Genomic DNA, 23,251 nt, shown 5'->3' on the forward strand with positions numbered 1-23,251 from the left:
GCCAAGATCAAAGGGACAGCTGACTATGGTCAGCGGATCTTACTGCGCTCAGAGCTCCTCTATATGGCGACACAGGTAGCCGACGCTGATATTTCAGGCAAAGTGGCAGAGGCTATTGGTCTTATCGCAGGAGCTGAGGCGTCTGCGATCATTCTGATTAAAACCAATCGACTGCTCATCGCCAATATGGGGACGCACTTATCCGACGCAGAAAAAGAGACCTTGATGGAGCCTCTGACCATGGCAGAGCGCTGGGATAATGGCATTAAGGAGCTGGATATCTCCAGTGTTACCCAGTATCAAGCGAATATGTCTCAATTTTCTCAAGGCTTGATCAACTGTGCCCAGTCTCTGATAGCAGTAGATGCCCAAGGAGCTGACGATTTCAATAATTTACCCATGCCCTATCTGTAATGTAAAAAGTGTGAAAACGAAAGGAGTTTTATGAGTAAAGCTGATGAAGCAATAAAAGAGCAAGAACGTGAAGCGATTAGAGCAGCAGTTTCTGGTATCGTAGACAAACTGCATAAGGATGGTGAAGCCTTACAAAAGAAACTTGATACCTTATCCCAGGAGATGCTGACCTATGCACAAACGACTTATGCGACTAATATCGCTGGCGCTTTAGAAGGTCAGGCAGCAGATGCAGCATCTGGTTACCTCTCCTCTATTCAGAAGCCGGATCTTAGAAATCCTATTAAGTAGGTGTGTCGTTATGGTAGATATGCGAAAATTACAAGCGATTGAGGATCGCTACGATGAGGATCAACGGGCACTGAATCGTAAAATGGAAGAAGCTCAAGATGATTATGACTACTTTCTCCATGAGAGTACTCATCTCAAAGAGCAAGTTTATGACATTTTAGAAGGCGATATTCCTGAGGAATCTATGCGTCATCTAAACCAGATGGAGATTACTGAGGATTATCAACGGGCAGATTTTCATAGGACAATGGATGAGTTAGAAGAGCAGAAAGCTCAGCTGCGCCGAGCTTACGATGATGACGTTGAGGCTGTCTATGAGGAAGCCAGGCAACAAGCTATTAAAGAAGAGATGGCTAAGGAAAAAGAGAAGAAATCTCCTTGGTGAGATAATCTTACTCATTCACGGTCATTGTCAAAAATTTTAAAATATAAGCCTAAGTGCTAGCGACATAAGTAAGTATTGGCACTGCTTCAAATTTATGCTATAATACCTATCGGAGCAACATTTGTGCGTGAAGTGGGTCAGGGGAGGAATCCAGCAGCCCTAAGCGATGTCAGGTGTGTGCTCTTTTTTATATAGTTGCACCTAAGATCCAGCGCCGCCGGATCCTATAGATAGCCTATATGAAATATAAGAGCAGGATAAATTTGGTAAATTTATACTAAGAATAGGGAGTCTGAGCGTTTGTCTCAGACTATTTTGTTACCGTTTTCAAAAATATCCAGAATGCTCCCAAAAAGATTGAAAAATCCTTTAGAAAAGAGTAAACTAGATGGGACTATAGATTTTAAAGGGGTGTACGTAATGGTACAAGTTACATTTGATTATTCAAAAATTCTAGATACATTTATCAGCCAACAAGAGATTGATTTCATGCAACCTCAAGTATCTGTTGCTGATCAGATGCTTCGTAAGGGAACTGGTCAAGGGGCTGACTTTTTGGGTTGGTTGGACCTTCCTGAGAATTATGATAAGGACGAATTTGCCCGTATCCAAAAAGCTGCTGCTAAGATTCAATCTGATAGCCAAGTACTTGTTGTGATCGGTATCGGAGGATCTTATCTTGGTGCCAAAGCTGCTATTGACTTCTTGAACAATCACTTTGCCAACCTTCAAACAGCACAGGAGCGCAAGGCACCACAAATTCTTTATGCTGGAAACTCTATTTCTTCAAGCTATTTAGCTGATCTTGTGGATTATGTACAAGATAAAGAATTCTCTGTTAATGTCATCTCCAAATCGGGGACTACTACTGAGCCAGCCATTGCTTTTCGTGTTTTCAAAGAACTCTTGGTTAAAAAATACGGTCAAGAAGAGGCTAATAAGCGTATCTACGCTACAACAGACCGTGTTAAGGGTGCTGTTAAAGTAGAGGCTGATGCTAATAACTGGGAAACTTTTGTAGTTCCAGATAATGTTGGTGGACGTTTTTCAGTTCTTACAGCTGTGGGACTTTTGCCAATTGCTGCATCAGGAGCTGACATTACTAAACTGATGGAAGGGGCTAATGCGGCTCGCAAGACCTATACGTCAGACCAAATTGCTAATAATGAAGCTTACCAATACGCTGCTATCCGTAATATTCTTTACCGTAAGGGCTATGTAACGGAGATCTTGGCTAACTACGAACCCTCACTCCAATACTTTGGGGAATGGTGGAAACAACTAGCTGGAGAGTCTGAAGGAAAAGATCAAAAAGGGATCTATCCAACCTCAGCTAATTTCTCAACAGACTTACACTCTCTTGGTCAATTTATCCAAGAAGGCTACCGCAACATTTTTGAGACTGTGATTCGTGTTGACAAGCCACGTAAAAACATTACCATTCCTGAACTGGCTGAGGACCTCGATGGTCTTGGTTACCTCCAAGGTAAGGATGTTGATTTTGTCAATAAGAAAGCTACTGATGGCGTTTTATTGGCACATACAGACGGGGGAGTTCCCAATACATTCTTGACCATAAAGGGACAAGATGAATTCACCCTTGGATTTTTAATCTATTTCTTTGAGCTAGCCATCGGACTATCAGGCTATCTCAATGCTGTCAATCCATTTGACCAACCTGGTGTTGAAGCCTATAAGAAGAATATGTTTGCCCTCCTTGGTAAACCTGGCTTTGAAGACTTATCAGCTGAGTTGAATGCACGCTTGTAAGAAAGACACAATCCCATTCAATATACGAGAAGTGCTTGGCTGTAATAGGTTAGAATAGAATGTATAATAGAACGACTTTACTTAAGACTTTAATAGGACTTACAATATTTATACTATTATGGATATTCAACCATTTTGTACTCGGACCAATGGAAGAAGGAAGAACTAAGCTCATTCTAGCTGGGATTTCTTTTATTATATTAATTCTTTTGTTCATCTATACAATATTTTTCATTAAATTCAAGTAGAAGTAATGTCCGGAGTAGAATATTAATACGGAGTATTTGACTGTCGAAGTATTTCAAAATTCTTTGTCAAATGGTTTATTCATACTATGATTACCTCATCAATAGAAAAAGCAACGGAATTTGTCCGTTGCTTTTTCATCTATTTGAAACGTCTATCTTACTTCTCAGAAGAGAGCTCTTTTCCCAACTCAATAATATAGCGCTTCAAATCATCCTTAACTTGCGGATGCTGCAAGGCATAGTCAATCGATGTTTTCATGAAGCCGAATTTATCACCGACATCATAGCGCTTACCAGTAAACTCATGAGCAAAGACACGCTGTGTTTTATTGAGCCTATCAATGGCATCGGTGAGCTGAACTTCGTTACCAGCGCCTGGTTTTTGATTTTCCAGAATATCGAAAATCTCAGGTGTCAAAAGGTAACGTCCGATGATAGCTAAGTCACTGGGTGCCTCCTCTGGTTCTGGTTTCTCTACGAAGGTTTCGACAGAGTAGCGTCCCTTATCTCCTTGCCCTTGTGGTGCGATAACTCCATAAGCAGAGACTTCCTCGTGAGGGACTGGCATGACAGCGATAGTAGAGGCATGAGTCTCCTCGAAATCCTTGATTAATTGTTTCGTCAATGGCACAGCTGACTCATCAGTGATATCCATCAGATCATCCCCTAGCATGACCACAAACGGTTCATTGCCAACAAAAGCTTTAGCCTGAAGAACTGCATCTCCCAGACCACGGGGATGACTTTGGCGGATGAAATGAAGATTGATAGCGGTGGTATCATTGACCAGCTTGAGGAGGTCGGTTTTTCCTTTTTGCTCTAAATTGTATTCTAATTCAAAGTTGGAATCGAAATGGTCTTCGATTGAGCGCTTAGACTTACCGGTAACCACCAAAATTTCCTCAATACCGGATTTAAGCGCTTCTTCAACAATGAATTGGATCGTCGGTTTGTCAACGATCGGCAGCATTTCCTTAGCAAGTGCCTTGGTAGCTGGTAAAAATCGTGTTCCCAGACCTGCAGCAGGAATAACAGCTTTTCTAACTTTTTGCATAGTTTTGATATCCTTTTAAAATTTACAGTTGATCTTCTTGCCATTCATTTTCAGAGCGCAGTTCATTAGACATCATATTGAGAATAGATTCCTTGACATCTGCCCCTTCATAAATGGCCTTATAAATGGCTGTGGTGATTGGCATGTAGACACCGAGTTGCTGGGCGAGTTCGTAAGCCACCTTGGTAGTTGAGATACCCTCGATGACCATGCCCATATTGCGTTCAATATCTTCTAACTTTTCGCCACGTCCAAGGGCATCCCCAGCCCGCCAGTTCCTCGAGTGGATGGACGTTCCTGTAACGATTAAATCACCGACACCAGATAAACCGCTATAAGTCAGAGGGTCAGCCCCCATCTTGACACCCAGACGGGTGATCTCTGCTAAGCCACGGGTAATAACTGCAGCTTTGGCGTTATCTCCATAACCCATACCATGCAATGCTCCTGCCCCGACAGCAATAATATTTTTAAGGGCACCGGCAGTCTCAACGCCGATAACATCGGTATTGGTATAGAGGCGGAAATAGCGATTGCTAAAGATAGATTGGACATATTTAGCAGTTTCGAGTTCTTTAGAAGCCGCTGTGATCAAAGTGATATCGCGAACAATAGTCTCTTCAGCATGACTTGGGCCGGACACTACAACGATTTCACTACGCTTATCGCTAGGGATCTCTTCTTCAAGGATAGTGGATAGGCGTTCATGTGTGCTAGGTTCCAGTCCCTTAGAGGCATGCATGATGACAACCTTGTGATCTAGCAGTTCAGCGACCTGCTTAGCGACTAAACGTGTTACCTTTGTCGGAACCACAAAGAGAACAGCATCAATCCCATCCAAGGTCTCTTCCAAACTTTTGTAGGCTTTGATAGATTCGTCCAGTACAATATCCTTAAAGTAGAGGGTGTTAGTATGTCTGTCATTGATCTCATCGATCTGCTCGGGAATATTTCCCCAGATACGGACCTCATGCCCATTGTCATTTAGGACTTGAGCAAGAGCAGTTCCCCATGAACCTGGTCCTAGGACAGCAATTTTTTGTTTTTTCATAACGATTCTCCATAATACTAATATCCTACCTATTATATCATAAAAGCAGTGAAAACAAAGACTGCAGCTGACTCTTAAGAGAGGAAGTCAGGTAGGATCAAGCATTTGAAGAAAAGCTAATAAATGGCTATGGCTTAGGTGTTGAGAAAGATTGTTCTGGCTTAAAAGAGGTAGAAATACGAAAAGAGGTGGAAGGAGTCACTTTTATCATTTATTTTACGAATATAGTATAATGAGAGTATTAATTTAATTGAGGTGACACATGTCAAAAATTCGTGGTTTTCAGCTAGTCAGCCAATATCAGGAGCTGGATCTCCTTCCCAAGCGTGAGACGGCTCATGCAGCAGGTTATGACTTGAAGGTTGCTGCTCCTATGACCATTGCGCCTGGAGAAATCGCTCTAGTCCCAACTGGTGTCAAAGCCTATATGCAGCCAGGAGAAGTCCTCTATCTTTTTGATCGCTCATCAAATCCACGTAAGAAAGGGCTGGTTCTGATCAATTCAGTCGGTGTGATTGATAAGGATTACTATGATAATCCTAATAATGAAGGGCACATCTTTGCCCAGATGAAAAATATCAGCCAAGAACCTGTAAGCCTCGACATCGGTGAGCGCATCGTGCAAGCTGTCTTTGCCCCCTTTCTTATCGCTGATGGGGACGAGGCTGACGGAGTGCGTACGGGCGGCTTTGGCTCGACAGGAAACTAACTAAGAGTGGAGGATACCAACGATCGCTAAGAAAAAATCAACCTTCGTCTGCCAAGAATGTGGCTACAATTCCCCTAAATATCTGGGACGTTGTCCTAACTGTGGGAGTTGGTCTTCTTTTATTGAGGAAGTAGAAGTTGCTGAAGTCAAGAATGCCAGAGTCAGTCTGACAGGAGAAAAAAGCAAACCAACCAAGCTCAAGGATATAAGCTCGATCAATTATGCAAGAAGCAAAACAGACATGGAAGAGTTTAACCGTGTTTTAGGCGGTGGTGTCGTTCCAGGGAGTCTAGTCTTAATCGGTGGAGATCCTGGAATTGGAAAATCGACCCTGCTACTTCAAGTATCTATCCAATTAGCGTCACAAGGAACGGTCCTTTATGTCTCCGGAGAGGAGTCATCAGAGCAAATTAAATTGCGCAGTGAGCGCTTGGGAGATAGTGATAATGAGTTTTACCTCTATGCAGAGACCAATATGCAGCATATTAGAGAGCAGATTGAGCGTCTTCAGCCCGACTTTTTGATCATCGATTCGATCCAGACAGTGATGAGTCCTGAGGTAACAAGTGTTCAGGGATCGGTCTCACAGGTGCGTGAAGTGACGGCGGAGCTGATGCAGCTAGCTAAGACGAATAATATTGCCACCTTTATCGTTGGTCACGTGACCAAGGAAGGTCAGTTAGCTGGTCCTCGTATGCTGGAACACATGGTAGATACTGTTCTCTATTTTGAAGGGGAACGCCATCATACTTTTCGTATCCTGCGTGCCGTCAAGAATCGTTTTGGCTCAACCAATGAAATCGGTATTTTTGAAATGCGCTCTGGCGGTTTAATAGAGGTGTTAAATCCTAGTCAGGTCTTTCTGGAGGAGCGCTTGGATGGCGCAACCGGTTCAGCTATCGTTGTGACAATGGAAGGCACCCGGCCTATCTTAGCAGAGGTCCAGGCCTTAGTGACGCCCACAGTCTTCGGCAATGCTAAACGAACAACGACCGGACTAGATTTCAACAGAGTCAGCTTGATCATGGCAGTCTTGGAGAAGCGTTGTGGTCTTTTACTGCAAAATCAAGATGCCTATCTCAAATCAGCTGGTGGGGTAAAGTTAGATGAGCCAGCCATCGATTTAGCTGTAGCTGTAGCTATTGCTTCCAGCTACAAGGAACTGCCCACTAATCCACAAGATGCCTTTATTGGTGAGATTGGGTTGACGGGAGAGATACGCCGGGTCAATCGATTAGAGCAGCGGATTGCTGAGGCAGCCAAGTTAGGCTTTACAAAAATTTATGTCCCTAAAACAGGCCTGTCTGATATAGTCACCCCTCAAGGTATTGAAGTGATCGGTGTCTCAACAGTAGGCCAAGTCCTAAAAAAGGTATTTACTACATGAAAACACATCAAGAAACGGACATTGTCTACGGTGTCCATGCTGTGACAGAAAGCCTTCAGGCTAATACTGGAAATAAGCTCTATATCCAAGATGATCTGCAAGGAAAAAATGTCGACAAGCTCAAAGAGTTAGCAACTGAAAAAAAGGTAGCTATCTCTTGGACACCCAAGAGAAAATTAGCAGAGATGACCCAAGGTGCTGTCCATCAGGGCTTTGTTCTACGAGTATCCGAGTTTACCTACAGTGAGCTCTCGAACATTCTAGAAAAAGCAGATCAAGAGGAGAACCCCCTGATCCTTATCCTAGATGGACTGACGGACCCCCATAACTTTGGCTCTATTTTGAGGACAGCAGATGCGACAGGAGTGACGGGCGTCATTATTCCTAAGCATCGAGCTGTCAGTGTCACTCCTGTTGTCGCTAAAACGGCAACAGGGGCGGCTGAGCATGTCCCCATTGCTCGTGTGACCAACCTTAGCCAGACCCTGAATATCTTAAAAGAAGCTGGCTTCTGGGTCTTTGGGACAGATATGGATGGCACTCCCTCGACTCAATGGAACACTTCAGGAAAGTTAGCTCTTATTATCGGAAATGAAGGCAAGGGAATTTCTGCCAATATTAAAAAACACGTTGATGAAATGATCACGATTCCTATGGATGGTCATGTTCAAAGCCTCAATGCCAGTGTAGCAGCAGCTATTCTCATGTATGAGGTTTTTCGCAATAAATTATAAACGAGAGGAAGTCTTATGCCCAAGCGCAAGATACTGTTAGTGGACGGCTACAATATGATTGCATTCTGGCAGGAAACACACCAGTACTTTAAGACCAATCAGCTAGAAGCAGCTAGAGATATTTTACTCAATAAGCTCAGTCACTATGCCAGCTTTGAGCATATCGAGATTATCTGTGTTTTTGATGCCCAGTACGTTCCGGGCAGTCGTCAACGCTATGATGATTACCAGCTCAGCATTATCTTTACTGAAGAAGACGAAACGGCAGATGATTATATCGAGCGAGCAGCAGCAGAGCTAAATACAGCCCTTAATCTTGTCGAAGTCGCCACAAGTGATCTTAATGAGCAGTGGACGATCTTTTCTCAAGGTGCCCTGAGAGTATCTGCGCGTGAACTGGAAGAACGTGTTAATGTCGTCAAATCTGACTTGGACAAGATGACTGATCACATCGACCTCTACACACCCAAACTGGGCTCTTTCAACGAGGACCAACTGAGCCAACTCAAAAAGTTGATGGATGATTTGAAATAAATCATAGGTAGGCAAGGTCTACCTTTTTTGGTATAATAAGCCATTGAAAAACAGATGGAGATGACTATGACATTTAAGATTATAACGGATTCGACGGCTGACCTTGATGAAGATTGGGCCGCTCAAAATGACATTGATATTCTAGGTTTGACCATTACCTTGGATGGGACGACGTATCCGACAGTCGGGGAAGGACGTTTGACCAGCGATAAGCTTCTAGATGCTATGAATAACGGCGCTAAGCCAGTGACCAGTCAGGTCAATGTCGGTCAATTTGAAGCAGCCTTTCGCACCTATGCACAAAAAGGACAGCCAGTGCTCTACTTGGCCTTTTCTTCCGTACTTTCTGGAACCTATCAAAGCAGTACCATTGCCCGTGATTTGGTTTTAGAAGATTTTCCAGAAGCCCAAATTGAGATTATTGATACCAGAGCTGCTTCAGGGGGTGAAGGCTACCTGTCCATGGTAGCTGCTGACATGCTAAAGGAAGGTGCCAGCTTAGAGGCGACCATGGAGCGTATACAGGACATCCTGCCTCGTTTGCGTACTTATTTCTTAGTAGATGATCTTTACCATTTGATGCGTGGGGGGCGCTTATCTAAGAGTTCAGCTGTCATAGGTAGCCTGGTCAATATCAAGCCCTTGCTGTGGCTGGATAGCCAAGGTTATCTGGTGCCTCTAGCTAAGATCCGTGGCCGCAAAAAAGCTATGAAAGAAATGCTTGCCCATGCTCTCACAGACGTTAAAGAGACAACAGCCATCGTTAGTTATGCTAATGACCAAGCCGCAGCCCAGTCTCTCAAGGAGCAGTTGCTAGAGAGCCCTGCTATCTCCCGAGTACTTGTCATGCCTTTAGGTCCAATCATTTCAGCCCACGTTGGACCAAATACCCTGGCCATCTTTACCATGGGTCAGAATCCTAGATAATAAGTATCCTCTGGACAGATTGCCCAGAGGATTTTTTTAGCCAAGTTTAGCAAAATGACGTTTATAAAATATTTTTTGTAAGATATAGTTGACAAAAAGTCGATAGACTATTATTCTTAAAGAGTAGAAAATGACGCTAGTATTTAGGAGGCGCACCATGAACAAACAAAATCTTGTTAAAAGCCAAGTGATTTTTCTAAGTGGCACAGCTTTTATAGACCTTGTCATGATAGTGAGATTCATAGTAGCTAGGGATTTAGCTGGACGAATTCTAGCCGGCTTAGGAGTACTATTATTTACAGGAATGCTGGTTGCTTTAGCCTGGGGATTTAAAAAAGCTAGAGCTATTCAGGAAAAAATCGAGGCTGGAATTGAGGATGATCCAGATGTTCAAAAGATAAAAAAACAGCCGGCTTATGATGAACGTCAACTTCAAATCTATCGATCTAGTTATATCCCAGCCTTTTGGTTTATGGTAGCTGTCCTTTATACCCATACCTTTCTAGAACCGGTCATATCCGCCGATTTTATCATAAACTTGGCTATGTGGGGAGGAGCAGCTATTGTTACATCACTGTCAACTGCCAGAGGAGCCAGTCTTTTTACCGATCAGCGCTTCGGGCGTTATGCTAAATACGCTAAGGTATTTGGCTGGTTTTCTATCCTATCTGGTCTGGGCGTGATTGCCTTTCTCTTGATCCTAGAAGCCGTTACAGGTAAATGGGACTTCTTTTCTGAGCATGGGGCAGGTGGTCTGGGCGTGATTGCCTTGGCTGACTTTGCTATGGGTATCTCTATTCTCTACCGTTTTTATAAAGACAAAAAAGAGGATCAGGAATGAAAAACTTGCGACTAAAATCAGCCCGAGCAGGCAAGGACCTCACCCAGCAAGCCCTAGCAGATGCGGTTGGGGTATCGCGCCAGACCATCTCAGCCATTGAAAAAGGGGACTACAATCCCACGATCAACCTCTGTATAGCCATTTGCAAGGCATTGGATAAGTCTTTAGATGAGCTTTTTTGGCAGGACTAGTGGGCCAATAAAAAAGAGCTACCCTCTCTCCTAACAATATGCTAGAATAGAGGACATAAAACGTTCGTCAGTCAGTCTGGGTCTGGGTTATACGGGAGTCTAATCTGACCCTGTCTTGAAAATCTGAGATAGAAAAGGAAAGAAATTTATGGTAGAAACACAAAAGAAACGTTGGTATGATCGCCTGTTATACTTTGGACTAGCCCTTGCTGTTCTAGCAGGTGAGCAAGCGTCTGGAGTGATAATGCAAATTTTCCAAGGGATTATTGCAGCCGCCAAGGGTATGGATGCGTCTAATGTTGAAGACATCCTCAAGATCCACTTACCTGCTTGGCAGATAGGGATATTAATTGTAATCGACCTGATCATTACAGGGTTATCGGTCTGGTTGCTCAAGCATTACAAGTTGATCCATAAAGAGGGCTTGAATTGGAAGTTGCTCATCGGGGGCCTCCTCCTAGGCTATATAGCCATGCTAGGGATTAACACATTGGGAAGCTGGCTCATGGAGTTGCAAGGAAAGAGCGATACGGCCAATCAAACGGCCCTTGAGGAGATAGCTAAAGCCAGTCCTTTCATCTATATGCTGATATTTACAGGTTTTGTGGCTCCTATAACTGAGGAACTAACCTTCCGAGGATTTTTCCAAAAGGGAATCTTTGACAATACCTGGTGGGGATACTTGCTAGTTAGCTTACTATTTGGCCTCTTTCATTTTCCAGATAGTTGGGGAGCCTTGGTGACTTATGTAGGCATGGGCCTCGTGATCGGCTGGTTTACCTATCGTTATAATCGTTTGGAGTACAGCATTGCTCTTCATATGCTAAACAATATTATAAGCACTATCATTATATATGCTATGTTCTAATAGAATTTTCTTTTATAAAAACGCACTTTTTGCAATTCGCAAAAAGTGCGTTTTAAGTTGGTGATTTAACGATAAGCCTTGATAGTATCTACTGTCGAGCGATCCAATTTCTTGATGATAGCTTGTAGGAAGTTCTGTGCCTGGTAGAAGTCATCCATATTGTAAAGTGTCTGATGGGAGTGGATATAGCGAGCGCAGACACCGATGGTTGTGGATGGGATACCACGATTTTGTAGATGAGCTGCCCCAGCATCAGTTCCTCCCTTAGCAGCATAGTACTGATAGTTGACACCAGCTTCCTCAGCAGTTGTCAGTAGAAAGTCCCGCATGTCCTTGAGCATAATATGCCCTGGGTCATAAAAACGGATCAAAGTACCATCACCGATATGTCCTTGATCTCCATAAACATCCCCTGCCGGTGAACAGTCAACAGCAAAGAAGAGATCAGGATCAAATTGAGTCGCAGACCAACCTCCTCTTGAACATTGGCACCAGCGATTAAAGTATTTGGTAATTCTTGTCCTTTTAGATTCTCCAACAATTCACTGACCATGAGGACACCATAGCGATTATCCCAGGCCTTGCTGATAATGTTTTTGCCATTAGCCGTCAGTATAGCCTGACTATCAGGAACGATTATATCTCCTGGTGCGATACCGTAGGCTAGAACCTCATCCTTATCTGTGAAGCCACCATCGAAAATAATACTTGAAACATCAGGGAGCTTGCTTTGCCCATCTTTACCACGTAGGAAATGTGGCGGAACAGAGCCTGAAATAAGAGGAATTTCACGTCCCTGTCTCGTAAAGAGACTAAAGCGCTGTGAGCTGATGACCAGAGGATTCCAGCCACCGACAGCCACAGCCCGCAAGGTACCGTCTGGCTTGATCTCACTGACCATAAAGCCGACCTCATTCATATGAGCAGCTACCATGATTCGTGGGGCATTATTTTGAGAACTCTCTTTAACGCCAAAGATCCCCCCTAGCCCATCCGTTTCGATGCGATCGACAGTCGAGATCATTTTTTGACGTAAAAAATCACGAACCTGATGTTCATAGCCAGCGATCCCTTTGAGAGCAGTAACTTCTTGAATTTTTGAAAATAAATCTGTCATCATTTACCTCGATTCTATAAACCTATTGTAGCACAAAGTGATTACAAACCTGACTTGATTTTTCCGACTAAAATCCAATTCAACTTATCTTCTTGCAGGTCGCTTTAGTCCTGCATTTGTGTTAAAATGGATGGCATGAAATCAAAAAAATTAGTACTAACATCTGCTCTAGTGGGTCTAGCTGGTCTGGCTGCTCTAGGCTATCATCTTCAAAAGCAGGTGGAGACTCAAAAAGTTAAGCGTCAACTCCAAGAGATTCGTACCTATTTTGAAACTATGGGAACAATTCAAGTCCTCTTTATCAAGAGCTATGCTTCCCAAGGCAATCTCCTAAAGGGCGGTCTCGTCTTTGAAGATGGTCGCGTTTTGGACTTCATTTATGATGCAGGTGCTATTAGCTATCAGGAGGAAGACCATGATTAAGCCAGAGAGTTTAGAAGACTTAGCGGCCTATGTCGAAAAAGAGGGAAAATACGTTTTTCTTTTTACGGCAGATTGGTGCCCTGATTGTCAGTTTATCTATCCTGCTCTTCCTGAGATCGAGGCAGCTAATCCTGATTATACCTTTATTCAGGTAGATCGTGATGCCTTTATGCCAGTAGCTCAGCAGTGGGATATTTTTGGTATTCCTAGCCTAGTAGTCCTTGAAAATGGCAAGGAAATTGGCCGTCTGGTCAATAAACTGAGAAAAACCAAAGAAGAAATCAATCAGTTCCTCAGCGGACTAAAGTAAAGGAAGGAAAGACATGATTTTTGCATACAATAAAAAACAAGTTGGTGATGTCTTGATGGTCATCCTTCAGGATACAAAGGCACTCAAGCGTGAGGTTGAGCGCAGAGGTAAGGTGGCACGGATCTTTGAGTCCGAGACAGGGAAAACGCTAGCTTGGAATATTTTTGAAGCATCTAGCCTCATCACAATCGATGGCAATGGTCAAGTTTTCCCAAAGGATGAGGACGTGGCTATTCTCAATCAAGAGCTTGAAAAAGAAGGCTTTGAGGAAAGACTTGAAGGGGCTCCTTCTCCTGTCTTTGTGGTGGGACAGATTACCGAAATGGCAGCGCATCCTGATAGCGACCATCTCAATATTTGCCAAGTCAAAATTGGACCAGATAAAATGGTGCAAATTGTAGCAGGTGCCCCTAATGCAAGGGTTGGTCTCAAAACGATTGTAGCCCTGCCAGGTGCCATGATGCCAAGTGGGAATTTGATTTTTCCAGGCAAGCTTCGTGGTGAAGACAGCTACGGGATGATGTGCTCTCCACGTGAGCTGGCCTTACCCAATGCGCCTCAAAAGCGTGGCATCATCGAATTAGAAGATACAGCCTTAGTTGGAGAAGCCTTTGATCCAGAAAAGCACTGGAAAAATTAAGTCCCTGTTAATTTAATTAAATGTGTTAATCCCCTCTTTTTGAATGCTAATTTCTGTATCCAGACAGACTTTATTGCAGTCTCATCTCATATTAGAAAATCGGAGATTACGAAAAGAGTAATTAACCCAATAGCCTAATCTTATAGAAATCAATCAGTTTTTACTGATTTTTTTATTTTTTTCAAAAAATATCCTTATTTTCAAAATAAATTACGGATAGATAAGTAGGAGGTGAAAATATGTACAACAAAGTCGTACTCATCGGTCGTTTGGTAGCCAAGCCAGAGCTAGTTAAGACCTCGAGTGATCGTTCCGTCACTCATATGACGATAGCTGTAAATCGGCGCTTCAAGTCTCAGGATGGAGAGCGCCAAGCTGACTTTATCAGCGTCGTCTTTTGGGGAAAGCTAGCAGAGACTTTGGTTGCCTATGCGAGTAAGGGAAGTCTTCTATCCCTTGACGGTGAAATAAGAACGCGACACTATGAAAAAGACGGTCAAACGCATTATGTGACCGAGGTTCTAGGACAAACCTTCCAGCTCCTAGAGAGCAGAGCTCAAAGAGCCATGAGGGAGAACAATGGAAACAATGATTTGACCGACCTTGTATTAGAATCGGAAGAACTCCCCTTCTAACCTTATCTTAAATAATGTCTTTATTTTCCTATCCCAAAACTATCTTTCAAAAAAATTACATGAATAAGCAAGTGCCCTTTTTATTGGGTGCTTGTTTTGTTTTGAAATAGAGAAAAGAAATAAAAACAAATTGAAAGCCCTTTCACAATGTGCTATACTAGCCCTGATAAGGCACAAGGAGGAGTTGCAATGCCAATTATTTTCAGTGATATTGATGGAACACTTTTAAATCAAGACCATATCGTAACACCAAAGACTCAGGCAAGTATCAAGGCTAGTGTCGACAAGGGATTCTTATTTGTCCCAGTGTCTGCCCGTATGCCAGAAGCTATTCGACCGATTACCGAGGACTTTGGTTTGATCACACCTATCATCGCCTACAATGGTGCTCTTTTGCAGACAGACGATAAACAAACGATCGCCTCTCATTCACTAGCGATGACGACAGCTATTTCAGTGGCTCAAAAAATCGAGGAGATAGGGAGTGATTTAGCTTGGAATATCTACTCCTATCAAGATTGGTATTCCTCCAAGCAAGCTCACAGCCTGGTTGCCAAGGAAGAAGATGTCGTTGGTCTAAAATCAACGCCAGTAGAGCTATCTGAACTGACAAATTTAACAGAAGCTCATAAGGTTCTGGTCATGTGTCCAGTAGATAAGACAGATAAGGTCATGCAGATCTTAAAGGATGAATTCACCAATCTTTCTATCGCCAAGTCTCTACCCCATCTAATTGAAATTATGGCTGCTGGTATTGACAAGGGACAAGCAGTAGCTGAGTTTGCTGACTATTATCAGGTAGCTATGGAAGATACCATTGCCTTTGGAGATAACTATAATGACTTAGAGATGCTGGAGACAGTAGGACAGGCCTTTGTCATGGGTAATGCACCTGAAGCCTTAAAGGAACGTATAGGCAATATTACTCTGGATCATAATCATGATGGCATTGCGGCAGCTCTGGACAAAATCGTGTGATAGCGCCCAGATCAAAGAATAATCAAAAAAGCCAAGAATAAAGTAAGGCTTTTTTCTTGACTATTTTTGACCAAATGATAGAATAATAACTGTAATTAGCACTCGAAAGATAAGAGTGCTAAAAAATATTGGAGGTCTATTATGTTAAAACCATTAGGTGATCGTATTGTTGTAAAATTTGAAGAAGTAGAAGAAACAACGGCAAGTGGTTTTGTCTTGGCCGGTGGTTCACATGAAGCCGCAAAAGCAGCCAAGGTCTTGACAGTTGGCCAGGGTGCTCGTACATTGACTGGTGAGCTTATTGCTCCAAGTGTGTCCCAAGGGGATAAAGTATTGGTTGAGAACGGCTCAGGTCTGGAAGTTAAAGATGGTGACGATAAGGTCACTATCATTCGTGAAGCAGACATTTTGGCGATTATAGACTAATTCAAACATAAGAGAGGTAAATCATTATGGCAAAAGATATTAAATTTTCATCAGATGCACGTTCTGCTATGGTGCGTGGTGTAGATGCTTTGGCTGACACTGTCAAGGTAACGCTTGGCCCTAAGGGACGCAATGTCGTACTAGAAAAATCATTTGGGTCACCCTTGATTACCAACGACGGTGTGACTATTGCTAAAGAGATCGAATTAGAAGATCATTTTGAAAATATGGGAGCCAAATTGGTTTCAGAAGTAGCTTCAAAAACCAATGATATTGCCGGAGACGGAACAACAACAGCGACTGTCTTGACACAAGCCATTGTCCGTGAAGGGCTTAAAAATGTCACAGCTGGTGCTAATCCAATCGGTATTCGTCGTGGGATTGAAAAGGCTGTATCAGCAGCTGTGGAAGGCTTGAAAACTAATGCTCAGCCCGTGTCTGGCAAAGAGGCTATCGCTCAGGTAGCAGCTGTCTCTTCCCGTTCCGAAAAGGTTGGGGAATACATCTCAGAAGCCATGGAAAAAGTTGGCAACGACGGTGTCATCACCATCGAGGAATCTCGTGGTATGGAGACTGAGTTAGATGTTGTTGAAGGGATGCAATTTGACCGTGGTTACCTTTCTCAATATATGGTAACTGATAACGAAAAAATGGTCGCTGATCTTGAAAATCCTTACATCTTGATTACCGATAAGAAAATTTCAAATATTCAAGAAGTCTTACCCTTGTTAGAAGAAGTCCTTAAGACCAATCGTCCATTCTTGATCATTGCCGATGATGTCGATGGAGAAGCGCTTCCGACTCTTGTTCTTAACAAGATTCGTGGAACCTTCAACGTTGTAGCAGTGAAGGCGCCAGGATTTGGTGATCGCCGTAAGGCCATGCTGGAGGACATTGCTATCTTGACAGGTGGTACAGTGATCACTGAAGACCTTGGACTTGAACTCAAAGATGCTAGCATGGCTACTCTAGGTCAAGCAGCCAGAGTGACTATTGATAAAGATTCAACAGTTATCGTTGAAGGAGCTGGTCAAGCCTCAGCTATTGCTGATCGTGTTAATGTGATTAAATCACAATTAGCAACCACAACGTCAGAGTTTGATCGTGAAAAATTACAAGAACGTCTGGCTAAACTGTCTGGTGGTGTTGCTGTCATCAAGGTCGGGGCAGCAACTGAAACCGAATTGAAAGAAATGAAACTCCGCATCGAAGATGCCCTCAATGCCACTCGTGCCGCTGTTGAAGAAGGGATTGTAGCCGGTGGTGGTACAGCCCTTGTCAATGTCATTAAAAATGTTGCGGCTATTGAGGTTGATGGTGATGAAGCCACTGGACGCAATATCGTTCTGCGTGCCTTGGAAGAACCAGTCCGCCAAATTGCCCGCAATGCTGGCTACGAAGGATCTGTCGTTATTGAAAAATTGAAAAGCAGTGAGCTTGGAACAGGCTTCAACGCTGCTGATGGAAGCTGGGTAGACATGGTTGAAGCAGGTATTATTGACCCTGTCAAAGTTAGTCGCTCTGCCCTCCAAAACGCAGCCTCAGTAGCTAGTCTAATCTTGACAACAGAAGCTGTTGTGGCTGATCATCCAGAAGAATCAGCAGGTTCTAGCGCTCCTGCCATGGACCCAGGTATGATGGGTGGCATGATGTAATAGAATATCATCAGTCAGAAAAGACAAAAAAGAGCAGCGATGAAACGCTGCTCTTTTTTATGAGAGAATGAGATGAACAGTAAGTTCATCTTACTAGTATAGGTTGACCGCTATCACTTGTCTAACAAGGGATAAGGGGCGTCCAATTGGTAGATCTAGAATAATGCTAACGGATTTAGACTTTTATCCAGAGCACTTGCTAATAGACTAGAATATTAGAAATTAGCGGTAACGATACCAGGCTTTTCTTGAACTAGCTTACGGTAGAATTCCGCACGTGTCGCATAAATGTAAGGAGACAACCAAAGATTTCCAATTCCCAATGTTAATAAGGCTAATAGTGCCCAGCCCAAGAAGCTAAGATCCAGGACAAATAATTCGAACTTATGCCCGTCCATCAACTGACGTGATTTAGTAATAGCCTCCGTAGGAGCAACTTGACGTCCTTGACTGACCAAATCATCGACAATGTAGTTAGACATAGCATAAGAAATTGCGCAAAGCAACGGACTTTAAAGCAGGCTAGGCGACTGTAATTGATGATCAAAGCTTTGAGAGGTCACAGAGCACTCGATAGTTTTTCCTGTAAATGGATGAATAAAGGTGAGCTCATGAGCATGTAGCATCAGACGTCCGGAAGGATTAGGATGGTAGAGAGGATCTCCAATTAAGGGATAACCGTGATAAGAAAGGTGGACACGAATCTGGTGGGTACGACCAGTCTCCAGCTGACAGTTGACCAGTGTACAGTGCTTAAAAGACTTTAACTTGGTGACATGAGTTATAGCTGTCTGTCCTCCCTTAGAGGTGACTATACGTTTGCGCCGATCATGTCTATCGCGCCCAATTGAGTCTTTATAGCTAAGAGAATCCGACCTAAAGTTTCCGTCTACCAATGCCCAGTATTGACGACGAATTTTCTTATCTTCCAGCAGACGATTAAGAATCGGTAGGACAAAAGGATTTTTAGCGAAGAGAACCAGACCGCTAGTCTCCTTGTCCAGACGATGGACGACATAGCAGGTCTTGCCGACATAAGCAGAAACATGATTGATCAGAGCAATCTCTCTTGGATCATTGCCATGTGTTTTCATTCCTTCAGGCTTATTGACGACAATGAGATGCTCGTCTTCATAAACGGCATCAATGAGTTTTGGATCTCCCATCGGAATAGATTTTTGGGGATAGTCTTCATCATCGAACAGCAGAGTAATAACATCCCCTGCTTGGACGGGACTCTGCCAGTTGATGGGAGAGTGATTGACTAGCAGGTGCTTTTTGGTTCGTAGAAAATGTCTGATCTTACGAGGGACCAGCCAATGCGATTCAAGCAAATCCTTGACAGTGCTGGTTCTAAAATGCTCGGGCAGCTTAATGGTAATTGTCATAGTCATGGTCTGATTTTATCATAAAAGAGGTTTTCCTCCTAGATTTCAGGAGTTTCTTGCTATAATAAAGCTATGAAGTTTTTAGACCGTATCAAAAAAATAAGCCAAACTCTTGGCCAAAAAATTTTTAACAAAGAAGAAAAAACGCTTGAGCAGGAGCCCAGTGATGAACTGAGTATGACACAAAGATTAGAGTCACTCCAAGTCGAAGAAAGTCCTTATCATCGCAGTCAAGGCCATAAACACCAGTCACGCCTTGATAAATTTATTGATAAGCACCCCAAGCTGTCCTTTCTTAAGGTGATCATCCCAGACAGGCAGTCTTGGATCCGACGCTTCTGGAGACGCTATCAGATCACTAAAATTTTAGTGATCGCTCTGACCTCCCTGGTGCTCTTTATAGCAGCCTATCTTTTTTATCTGGCAAAGACAACCAATGTCTCTGATCTGCAAGAATCTCTCAAATCCTCAACCGTTATCTATGATAAAAATGGTCAAAAAGCTGGGGATCTGATGGGAAATAAGGGAACTTATGTTGAGTTAGATCAGATTTCTGATGATTTGGAAAAGGCAGTCATAGCCACCGAGGATCGCTCTTTCTACAAAAATAGTGGTATTAACTACAAACGTTTCTTTTTAGCCGTTTTGACAGGCGGTAAGTTCGGTGGGGGATCCACTATCACCCAGCAGCTAGCCAAAAATGCCTACCTCAGCCAAGAACAAACGGTAACACGTAAGGCCAAGGAATTTTTCCTAGCAGTAGAAATCAATAAAAAATACAATAAGAATCAGATCTTGACCATGTATCTGAACAATGCCTACTTCGGAAATGGAATATGGGGGGTCGAAGACGCCAGTCACAAGTACTTTGGTACCAGTGCGGCTAATCTGACGACTGATGAAGCTGCCACTCTAGCTGGGATGCTTAAAGGGCCAGAAATGTATAACCCTCTGAACTCCTTGGAAAATGCTTCCAATCGGCGAGATACCGTCCTCCAAAATATGATGGCTGCTGGGTATTTGAAAGAAGGCGATGCCAAGAGTTTCCAAGCCGTTGACATGAATTCTCGGCTATCAGACGATTATGCTGGTAAAATTGAGGAGTACAACTATCCATCTTACTTTGATGCGGTGGTCAATGAAGCCATTAATAAATATGGCATCTCAGAAAAAGATATCCTAAACAATGGATATAAGATCTATACCGAATTAGATACCAATTATCAACAGGGAATGCAGACTGTCTATGCCCAGACCTCCCTATTTCCAACATCTGTCTACGATGGCAGTACAGCCCAGTCAGCTAGTGTTGCTGTAGATCCATCAAGCGGAGGTGTCCGTGGATTAGTCGGACGTATCGGCGATGTCAGTGACCCGACCTTTCGTTCCTACAACTATGCTACACAATCGCAACGTAGCCCCGGCTCAACCATCAAACCTCTAGTGGTCTACTCACCAGCCGTAGCTGAAGGCTATGATATTGATGAAGACTTGCCAAATACGGTGCGGGACTATCAGGGCTATACCCCTGAAAATTATAATGGCTATGAGTCTGAAACAACGCCTATGTACCAAGCTTTGGCCAATTCCTACAATATCCCTGCTGTCTATCTGCTCAATGAGATGGGGGTCAGCACAGCCTTTGACTATGGGAAGAAATTTGGCCTAAATATGGATAAGGTTCCCAAGAATCTAGGAGTAGCACTGGGAGGAAGTGTGACGACCAATCCTCTAGAAATGGCTCAAGCCTACTCAACCTTTGCCAACAATGGTGTGATGAATGAAAGTCACTTTATTACCCGTATCGAGACGGCGTCTGGTAAGCCCTTGGTCGAGTACAAGTCAGCTTCGTCACGTGTCATCAGCAAGTCAGTCAGTGATAAGCTAAACAGCATGATGCTAGGAACCTTTTCTAACGGGACAGCGGTCAATGCTAATGCCTATGGCTACACTATGGCTGGTAAAACAGGGACAACAGAGACTGATTTCAATAAGGACTTGGTCAGTGACGAATGGGTGATCGGCTATACACCAGATGTGGTGATTGCTCAATGGGTCGGCTTTGAACATACTGATAAAAATCACTATATCGTTGGCGATTACAGCTCATCAGATGCCGTGTTTAGCCAGGTAGCCAGCTACATTCTGCCTTATACCAAGGGCACTCAGTTTAAACAGCAGAACGCTTATATGACAGACGGCCAAGAGCTAACCTATGATCCTAATAGCCAAAATAGCAATGAAAACAATCAAGAGTCCAAAGGAATCGTCGACCGTATCGGTGATGCAGCTAATGACGCCAAAGATAAGGTTGGTAAAGCTGTGGAAGACTCAGGAATAATCGATAAAGCCAAGGATGCTTGGGACAGTTTTACCGGCTTGTTTAGCTAGCACCTAGCCTAACTCAGCTCTACTAGTGAGAGCAATAGTGCACTGTCCCCCTTGCACCCTTTGGTCATTCATGCTACAATAAACAAGATAAAGCTTGAGATATCTTTTACTGGAAAAGCTTAAAGGGAACTATTGGTTCTGACTAAGGGTTTTCTAGAGAGATAGAGAAACATTGGAGGTTGTCATGGCGCAGAAAAAAGCAAGCTTGGCCTGCTCAGAGTGTGGGTCCCGTAATTACTCGATCAGCGTGAGCAGCACTCCAAAACCAAGACGCTTAGAAGTCAATAAGTACTGTAAGCATTGTCAGCGCTATACCCTGCACAAGGAAACGCGCTGATAACTGAGGGACACATAAAGGGGAGATACCGTGAAATTTATTGCTGGAATTTTTCAGATTTTAGAAGAGACGAACTGGCCATCGCCAAAGCAACGTTGGATTGATTTTATAGCTGTTATTGAGTATACGGCCTTCTTTACGGCAATCATATATGCCTTTGATTTCGGTTTACGATTTGCCATGGACTATCTATTAACCAATATCAACCTACCATTTTAAAAATGACTAAAAGCCCTAGTTTGTTCAATCTTTCTAGGGCTTTTCTTTATCGATAAGAGAACTAAAACAACCACCCGATTTTATCGAGTGGTTGTTTTTTAGTAATGTAAGCTTATCCGGCTTGGAAAGCACTGCGTTCTTTGTCTGATATAGAGTCGTCGCTATCGCTATCACCGGTAGTAGGTCCTTTTTCCCAGTCTGAAAATGATCTACTGTGATCTTTTGCATCTTTTTTAATTTTATTAGCATTAGACTTAGATAAAGCCTCATAACGTTCCATATAGACCGGATCATCATCTTCGTAGTAGACGATAGTCAAATCACCGTCTATCATAAAATATTTTGCCTCTAGTTCTTCGATATCGCCATCGTAAGCATCCGCATCTGATTCTTCCTTAGCGTAAACATAGAGAGGGAGATACTCCTTGTAATCATTGTCATCAGCACGAACACCGAGACTATGATCCTCAGAGTGGATGGTCATCTCCAAGCTAGGGTGGCTAGGAACAGAGAAATAAGGGGTTACGAATGTTGGATCTAGCTTTTTAAGTTCTGAAACAGTATCAGACTCATCATAGTAATCACCTAGTTCATCAAGAAATTCTGATACATCATAACCGCCATAAAACTTCAAGGTGTCATTATCTTCCGTCACATAGAAGTTAGCTTCGAGATAGTCATAGTCATCTTCATCTTCAGTATTAATACTACCATTTTTATAGAAGCTGTCCCAATCATCATCCTTGTAGATAGAAGCCTCTTTTAATTGCCAATCACCACTGATGTTCTGAACATCTGCTTTTCTTTGACTTCTGGAGGCAAAGATACCCAGAAAGATCATAAGGATAACCACAACGGCAGTCAAGGTAAGATTGAGCCATAAAGGCCAGCCTTTTTTACCAGGTTTCTTTTTGAAGAAACTCATAAACTTATTAGGAGCTTTAGGCGCAGGTGCTGACTGAAAAGTCATGTTAGGGTTTGCCTGCTGGTTAGTAGCAAATACCTGTGGGGCAGCTCCTGGATTAGAAACTGCAGGATTGGGATTGACCTGTGGAGATACTGGTGTGTTGGCAGGACTGACAGGCTCTGCTGGTGCTTGGGCAGCAGGCTGTGTCATTTTAGGGCTTGCAGGTGCTGGGGTCTCAGCTTCCTGGATAGGTGCTGTTTGCGAGTTTGACTGAGCATCCGGCGTAAACTCCCCAGCAAGTCTTCCCTGTTCAAAATCAGCAGGACTAGGTTTACGACCGTTGATCAGTTCGAAAAACTCAACCCATTCTTTTTCATTCATCATCTCTATAGTCTCCTTGTAAAACAAACAAAATCTACTC

General features: G+C 43.2%; 26 protein-coding genes, 1 other RNA gene and 2 pseudogenes. 23 read left to right on the forward strand and 6 right to left on the reverse strand.

Annotated features, from left to right (window positions below; all coding sequences use genetic code 11):
• From AC4HAI_RS04610 to AC4HAI_RS04630, 5 genes and pseudogenes are all read left to right on the forward strand, one after another.
• A pseudogene (locus AC4HAI_RS04610) lies at positions 1 to 414 on the forward strand (hypothetical protein); the annotation flags it as partial.
• Between the two features lie 30 nt (positions 415 to 444).
• Positions 445 to 705: a hypothetical protein gene (locus AC4HAI_RS04615; protein ID WP_491110623.1), complete on the forward strand. Its 261-nt coding sequence runs from the start codon at positions 445 to 447 to the stop codon at positions 703 to 705.
• 10 nt (positions 706 to 715) lie between these two features.
• Positions 716 to 1,090, forward strand: a complete 375-nt coding sequence (locus AC4HAI_RS04620) for a hypothetical protein (RefSeq protein ID WP_491110624.1) — start codon at positions 716 to 718, stop codon at positions 1,088 to 1,090.
• 101 nt (positions 1,091 to 1,191) lie between these two features.
• An RNA gene (gene ffs / locus AC4HAI_RS04625) (signal recognition particle sRNA small type) lies at positions 1,192 to 1,289 on the forward strand.
• Positions 1,290 to 1,510: 221 nt separating this feature from the next.
• Entirely contained in the window at positions 1,511 to 2,860 is a 1,350-nt protein-coding gene (locus AC4HAI_RS04630; RefSeq protein ID WP_491078578.1) for a glucose-6-phosphate isomerase, read from the forward strand.
• A gap of 405 nt (positions 2,861 to 3,265) precedes the next feature.
• Here AC4HAI_RS04630 and galU read toward each other — a convergent pair whose 3' ends face one another.
• Together galU and AC4HAI_RS04640 are read right to left on the reverse strand one after the other, a co-directional pair.
• On the reverse strand, positions 3,266 to 4,162 hold the full coding sequence (galU, locus tag AC4HAI_RS04635) for a UTP--glucose-1-phosphate uridylyltransferase GalU (RefSeq protein WP_491110625.1): 897 nt from the start codon (positions 4,160 to 4,162) through the stop codon (positions 3,266 to 3,268).
• Positions 4,163 to 4,184: 22 nt separating this feature from the next.
• Positions 4,185 to 5,213: an NAD(P)H-dependent glycerol-3-phosphate dehydrogenase gene (locus tag AC4HAI_RS04640; protein WP_491110626.1), complete on the reverse strand. Its 1,029-nt coding sequence runs from the start codon at positions 5,211 to 5,213 to the stop codon at positions 4,185 to 4,187.
• Between the two features lie 262 nt (positions 5,214 to 5,475).
• Between AC4HAI_RS04640 and AC4HAI_RS04645 the strand changes: the two genes are divergently transcribed.
• The 8 genes from AC4HAI_RS04645 to AC4HAI_RS04680 all read left to right on the forward strand — a co-directional run bounded on the left by AC4HAI_RS04645 (position 5,476) and on the right by AC4HAI_RS04680 (position 11,404).
• The gene (locus AC4HAI_RS04645) at positions 5,476 to 5,922 is read left to right on the forward strand and encodes a dUTP diphosphatase (RefSeq protein ID WP_491078575.1); all 447 of its coding nucleotides are present in this window, start codon (positions 5,476 to 5,478) and stop codon (positions 5,920 to 5,922) included.
• A gap of 22 nt (positions 5,923 to 5,944) precedes the next feature.
• A complete protein-coding gene (gene radA / locus AC4HAI_RS04650) occupies positions 5,945 to 7,309 on the forward strand; it encodes a DNA repair protein RadA (protein WP_491078719.1) in 1,365 nt (454 codons plus the stop codon).
• Complete coding sequence (gene rlmB, locus AC4HAI_RS04655) at positions 7,306 to 8,043, forward strand: 23S rRNA (guanosine(2251)-2'-O)-methyltransferase RlmB (protein WP_491078574.1); 738 nt, start codon at positions 7,306 to 7,308, stop codon at positions 8,041 to 8,043. Before radA ends, rlmB begins: the two co-directional genes overlap by 4 nt.
• A 15-nt stretch (positions 8,044 to 8,058) precedes the next feature.
• Entirely contained in the window at positions 8,059 to 8,577 is a 519-nt protein-coding gene (locus tag AC4HAI_RS04660) for an NYN domain-containing protein (RefSeq protein WP_491078573.1), read from the forward strand.
• Positions 8,578 to 8,643: 66 nt separating this feature from the next.
• Positions 8,644 to 9,504 (forward strand): DegV family protein, encoded by an 861-nt coding sequence (locus AC4HAI_RS04665; protein WP_491110627.1) that lies wholly within the window; start codon positions 8,644 to 8,646, stop codon positions 9,502 to 9,504.
• 157 nt (positions 9,505 to 9,661) lie between these two features.
• Entirely contained in the window at positions 9,662 to 10,345 is a 684-nt protein-coding gene (locus tag AC4HAI_RS04670) for a hypothetical protein (RefSeq protein WP_491110628.1), read from the forward strand.
• Positions 10,342 to 10,536: a helix-turn-helix transcriptional regulator gene (locus tag AC4HAI_RS04675; RefSeq protein WP_491078569.1), complete on the forward strand. Its 195-nt coding sequence runs from the start codon at positions 10,342 to 10,344 to the stop codon at positions 10,534 to 10,536. The genes AC4HAI_RS04670 and AC4HAI_RS04675 overlap by 4 nt, the downstream gene beginning before the upstream one ends.
• A 148-nt stretch (positions 10,537 to 10,684) precedes the next feature.
• Positions 10,685 to 11,404: a CPBP family intramembrane glutamic endopeptidase gene (locus tag AC4HAI_RS04680; protein WP_491110629.1), complete on the forward strand. Its 720-nt coding sequence runs from the start codon at positions 10,685 to 10,687 to the stop codon at positions 11,402 to 11,404.
• A 65-nt stretch (positions 11,405 to 11,469) separates the two neighbouring features.
• Here AC4HAI_RS04680 and pepA read toward each other — a convergent pair.
• A pseudogene (gene pepA / locus AC4HAI_RS04685) lies at positions 11,470 to 12,521 on the reverse strand (glutamyl aminopeptidase).
• Positions 12,522 to 12,656: 135 nt separating this feature from the next.
• On the opposite strand from pepA, the gene AC4HAI_RS04690 reads away from it, so the two are divergent.
• The 7 genes from AC4HAI_RS04690 (at position 12,657) to groL (ending at position 17,588) form a co-directional block, all read left to right on the forward strand.
• Complete coding sequence (locus tag AC4HAI_RS04690; protein WP_491110631.1) at positions 12,657 to 12,944, forward strand: DUF4651 domain-containing protein; 288 nt, start codon at positions 12,657 to 12,659, stop codon at positions 12,942 to 12,944.
• On the forward strand, positions 12,937 to 13,254 hold the full coding sequence (locus AC4HAI_RS04695; protein WP_491078566.1) for a thioredoxin family protein: 318 nt from the start codon (positions 12,937 to 12,939) through the stop codon (positions 13,252 to 13,254). Before AC4HAI_RS04690 ends, AC4HAI_RS04695 begins: the two co-directional genes overlap by 8 nt.
• Before the next feature lie 13 nt (positions 13,255 to 13,267).
• A complete protein-coding gene (gene ytpR / locus AC4HAI_RS04700) occupies positions 13,268 to 13,894 on the forward strand; it encodes a YtpR family tRNA-binding protein (protein WP_491110633.1) in 627 nt (208 codons plus the stop codon).
• Positions 13,895 to 14,133: 239 nt separating this feature from the next.
• Complete coding sequence (locus tag AC4HAI_RS04705) at positions 14,134 to 14,529, forward strand: single-stranded DNA-binding protein (protein ID WP_491078564.1); 396 nt, start codon at positions 14,134 to 14,136, stop codon at positions 14,527 to 14,529.
• A 189-nt stretch (positions 14,530 to 14,718) separates the two neighbouring features.
• On the forward strand, positions 14,719 to 15,507 hold the full coding sequence (locus tag AC4HAI_RS04710; protein WP_491078563.1) for a Cof-type HAD-IIB family hydrolase: 789 nt from the start codon (positions 14,719 to 14,721) through the stop codon (positions 15,505 to 15,507).
• A gap of 141 nt (positions 15,508 to 15,648) precedes the next feature.
• Positions 15,649 to 15,933, forward strand: a complete 285-nt coding sequence (gene groES, locus AC4HAI_RS04715; RefSeq protein WP_491110635.1) for a co-chaperone GroES — start codon at positions 15,649 to 15,651, stop codon at positions 15,931 to 15,933.
• A gap of 26 nt (positions 15,934 to 15,959) precedes the next feature.
• Entirely contained in the window at positions 15,960 to 17,588 is a 1,629-nt protein-coding gene (gene groL, locus AC4HAI_RS04720; RefSeq protein ID WP_491110637.1) for a chaperonin GroEL, read from the forward strand.
• Between the two features lie 215 nt (positions 17,589 to 17,803).
• On the opposite strand, the gene AC4HAI_RS04725 is transcribed toward groL, so the two are convergent.
• Both AC4HAI_RS04725 and AC4HAI_RS04730 read right to left on the reverse strand, forming a co-directional pair.
• On the reverse strand, positions 17,804 to 18,094 hold the full coding sequence (locus tag AC4HAI_RS04725) for a DUF975 family protein (protein WP_491110639.1): 291 nt from the start codon (positions 18,092 to 18,094) through the stop codon (positions 17,804 to 17,806).
• A 6-nt stretch (positions 18,095 to 18,100) separates the two neighbouring features.
• Positions 18,101 to 18,976, reverse strand: coding sequence for an RluA family pseudouridine synthase (locus AC4HAI_RS04730; protein WP_491110766.1), 876 nt, complete (start codon positions 18,974 to 18,976; stop codon positions 18,101 to 18,103).
• A gap of 72 nt (positions 18,977 to 19,048) precedes the next feature.
• Here AC4HAI_RS04730 and pbp2a point away from each other — a divergent pair, with 72 nt between their 5' ends.
• The 3 genes from pbp2a (at position 19,049) to secE (ending at position 21,923) form a co-directional block, all read left to right on the forward strand.
• Positions 19,049 to 21,367: a penicillin-binding protein PBP2A gene (gene pbp2a / locus AC4HAI_RS04735; RefSeq protein WP_491110640.1), complete on the forward strand. Its 2,319-nt coding sequence runs from the start codon at positions 19,049 to 19,051 to the stop codon at positions 21,365 to 21,367.
• A gap of 184 nt (positions 21,368 to 21,551) precedes the next feature.
• Positions 21,552 to 21,704: a 50S ribosomal protein L33 gene (rpmG, locus tag AC4HAI_RS04740; RefSeq protein ID WP_491078558.1), complete on the forward strand. Its 153-nt coding sequence runs from the start codon at positions 21,552 to 21,554 to the stop codon at positions 21,702 to 21,704.
• 30 nt (positions 21,705 to 21,734) lie between these two features.
• A complete protein-coding gene (gene secE, locus AC4HAI_RS04745; RefSeq protein WP_491078557.1) occupies positions 21,735 to 21,923 on the forward strand; it encodes a preprotein translocase subunit SecE in 189 nt (62 codons plus the stop codon).
• Positions 21,924 to 22,035: 112 nt separating this feature from the next.
• Here the strand turns inward: secE and AC4HAI_RS04750 are convergent, their stop codons facing one another.
• Positions 22,036 to 23,214, reverse strand: a complete 1,179-nt coding sequence (locus AC4HAI_RS04750) for a hypothetical protein (RefSeq protein WP_491110641.1) — start codon at positions 23,212 to 23,214, stop codon at positions 22,036 to 22,038.
• Between the last annotated feature and the right edge of the window lie 37 nt (positions 23,215 to 23,251).

The sequence above is a fragment of the Streptococcus sp. ALY_208 genome (assembly GCF_058314295.1).

Coding starts and splice junctions, on each gene's coding strand:
- AC4HAI_RS04615 (WP_491110623.1), top strand. CDS start 445: ATGAGTAAAGCTGATGAAGCAATAAAAGAGCAAGAACGTGAAGCGATT.
- AC4HAI_RS04620 (WP_491110624.1), top strand. CDS start 716: ATGGTAGATATGCGAAAATTACAAGCGATTGAGGATCGCTACGATGAG.
- AC4HAI_RS04630 (WP_491078578.1), top strand. CDS start 1,511: ATGGTACAAGTTACATTTGATTATTCAAAAATTCTAGATACATTTATC.
- galU (WP_491110625.1), bottom strand. CDS start 4,162: ATGCAAAAAGTTAGAAAAGCTGTTATTCCTGCTGCAGGTCTGGGAACA.
- AC4HAI_RS04640 (WP_491110626.1), bottom strand. CDS start 5,213: ATGAAAAAACAAAAAATTGCTGTCCTAGGACCAGGTTCATGGGGAACT.
- AC4HAI_RS04645 (WP_491078575.1), top strand. CDS start 5,476: ATGTCAAAAATTCGTGGTTTTCAGCTAGTCAGCCAATATCAGGAGCTG.
- rlmB (WP_491078574.1), top strand. CDS start 7,306: ATGAAAACACATCAAGAAACGGACATTGTCTACGGTGTCCATGCTGTG.
- AC4HAI_RS04660 (WP_491078573.1), top strand. CDS start 8,059: ATGCCCAAGCGCAAGATACTGTTAGTGGACGGCTACAATATGATTGCA.
- AC4HAI_RS04665 (WP_491110627.1), top strand. CDS start 8,644: ATGACATTTAAGATTATAACGGATTCGACGGCTGACCTTGATGAAGAT.
- AC4HAI_RS04670 (WP_491110628.1), top strand. CDS start 9,662: ATGAACAAACAAAATCTTGTTAAAAGCCAAGTGATTTTTCTAAGTGGC.
- AC4HAI_RS04675 (WP_491078569.1), top strand. CDS start 10,342: ATGAAAAACTTGCGACTAAAATCAGCCCGAGCAGGCAAGGACCTCACC.
- AC4HAI_RS04680 (WP_491110629.1), top strand. CDS start 10,685: ATGGTAGAAACACAAAAGAAACGTTGGTATGATCGCCTGTTATACTTT.
- AC4HAI_RS04690 (WP_491110631.1), top strand. CDS start 12,657: ATGAAATCAAAAAAATTAGTACTAACATCTGCTCTAGTGGGTCTAGCT.
- AC4HAI_RS04695 (WP_491078566.1), top strand. CDS start 12,937: ATGATTAAGCCAGAGAGTTTAGAAGACTTAGCGGCCTATGTCGAAAAA.
- ytpR (WP_491110633.1), top strand. CDS start 13,268: ATGATTTTTGCATACAATAAAAAACAAGTTGGTGATGTCTTGATGGTC.
- AC4HAI_RS04705 (WP_491078564.1), top strand. CDS start 14,134: ATGTACAACAAAGTCGTACTCATCGGTCGTTTGGTAGCCAAGCCAGAG.
- AC4HAI_RS04710 (WP_491078563.1), top strand. CDS start 14,719: ATGCCAATTATTTTCAGTGATATTGATGGAACACTTTTAAATCAAGAC.
- groES (WP_491110635.1), top strand. CDS start 15,649: ATGTTAAAACCATTAGGTGATCGTATTGTTGTAAAATTTGAAGAAGTA.
- groL (WP_491110637.1), top strand. CDS start 15,960: ATGGCAAAAGATATTAAATTTTCATCAGATGCACGTTCTGCTATGGTG.
- AC4HAI_RS04730 (WP_491110766.1), bottom strand. CDS start 18,976: ATGACAATTACCATTAAGCTGCCCGAGCATTTTAGAACCAGCACTGTC.
- pbp2a (WP_491110640.1), top strand. CDS start 19,049: ATGAAGTTTTTAGACCGTATCAAAAAAATAAGCCAAACTCTTGGCCAA.
- rpmG (WP_491078558.1), top strand. CDS start 21,552: ATGGCGCAGAAAAAAGCAAGCTTGGCCTGCTCAGAGTGTGGGTCCCGT.
- AC4HAI_RS04750 (WP_491110641.1), bottom strand. CDS start 23,214: ATGATGAATGAAAAAGAATGGGTTGAGTTTTTCGAACTGATCAACGGT.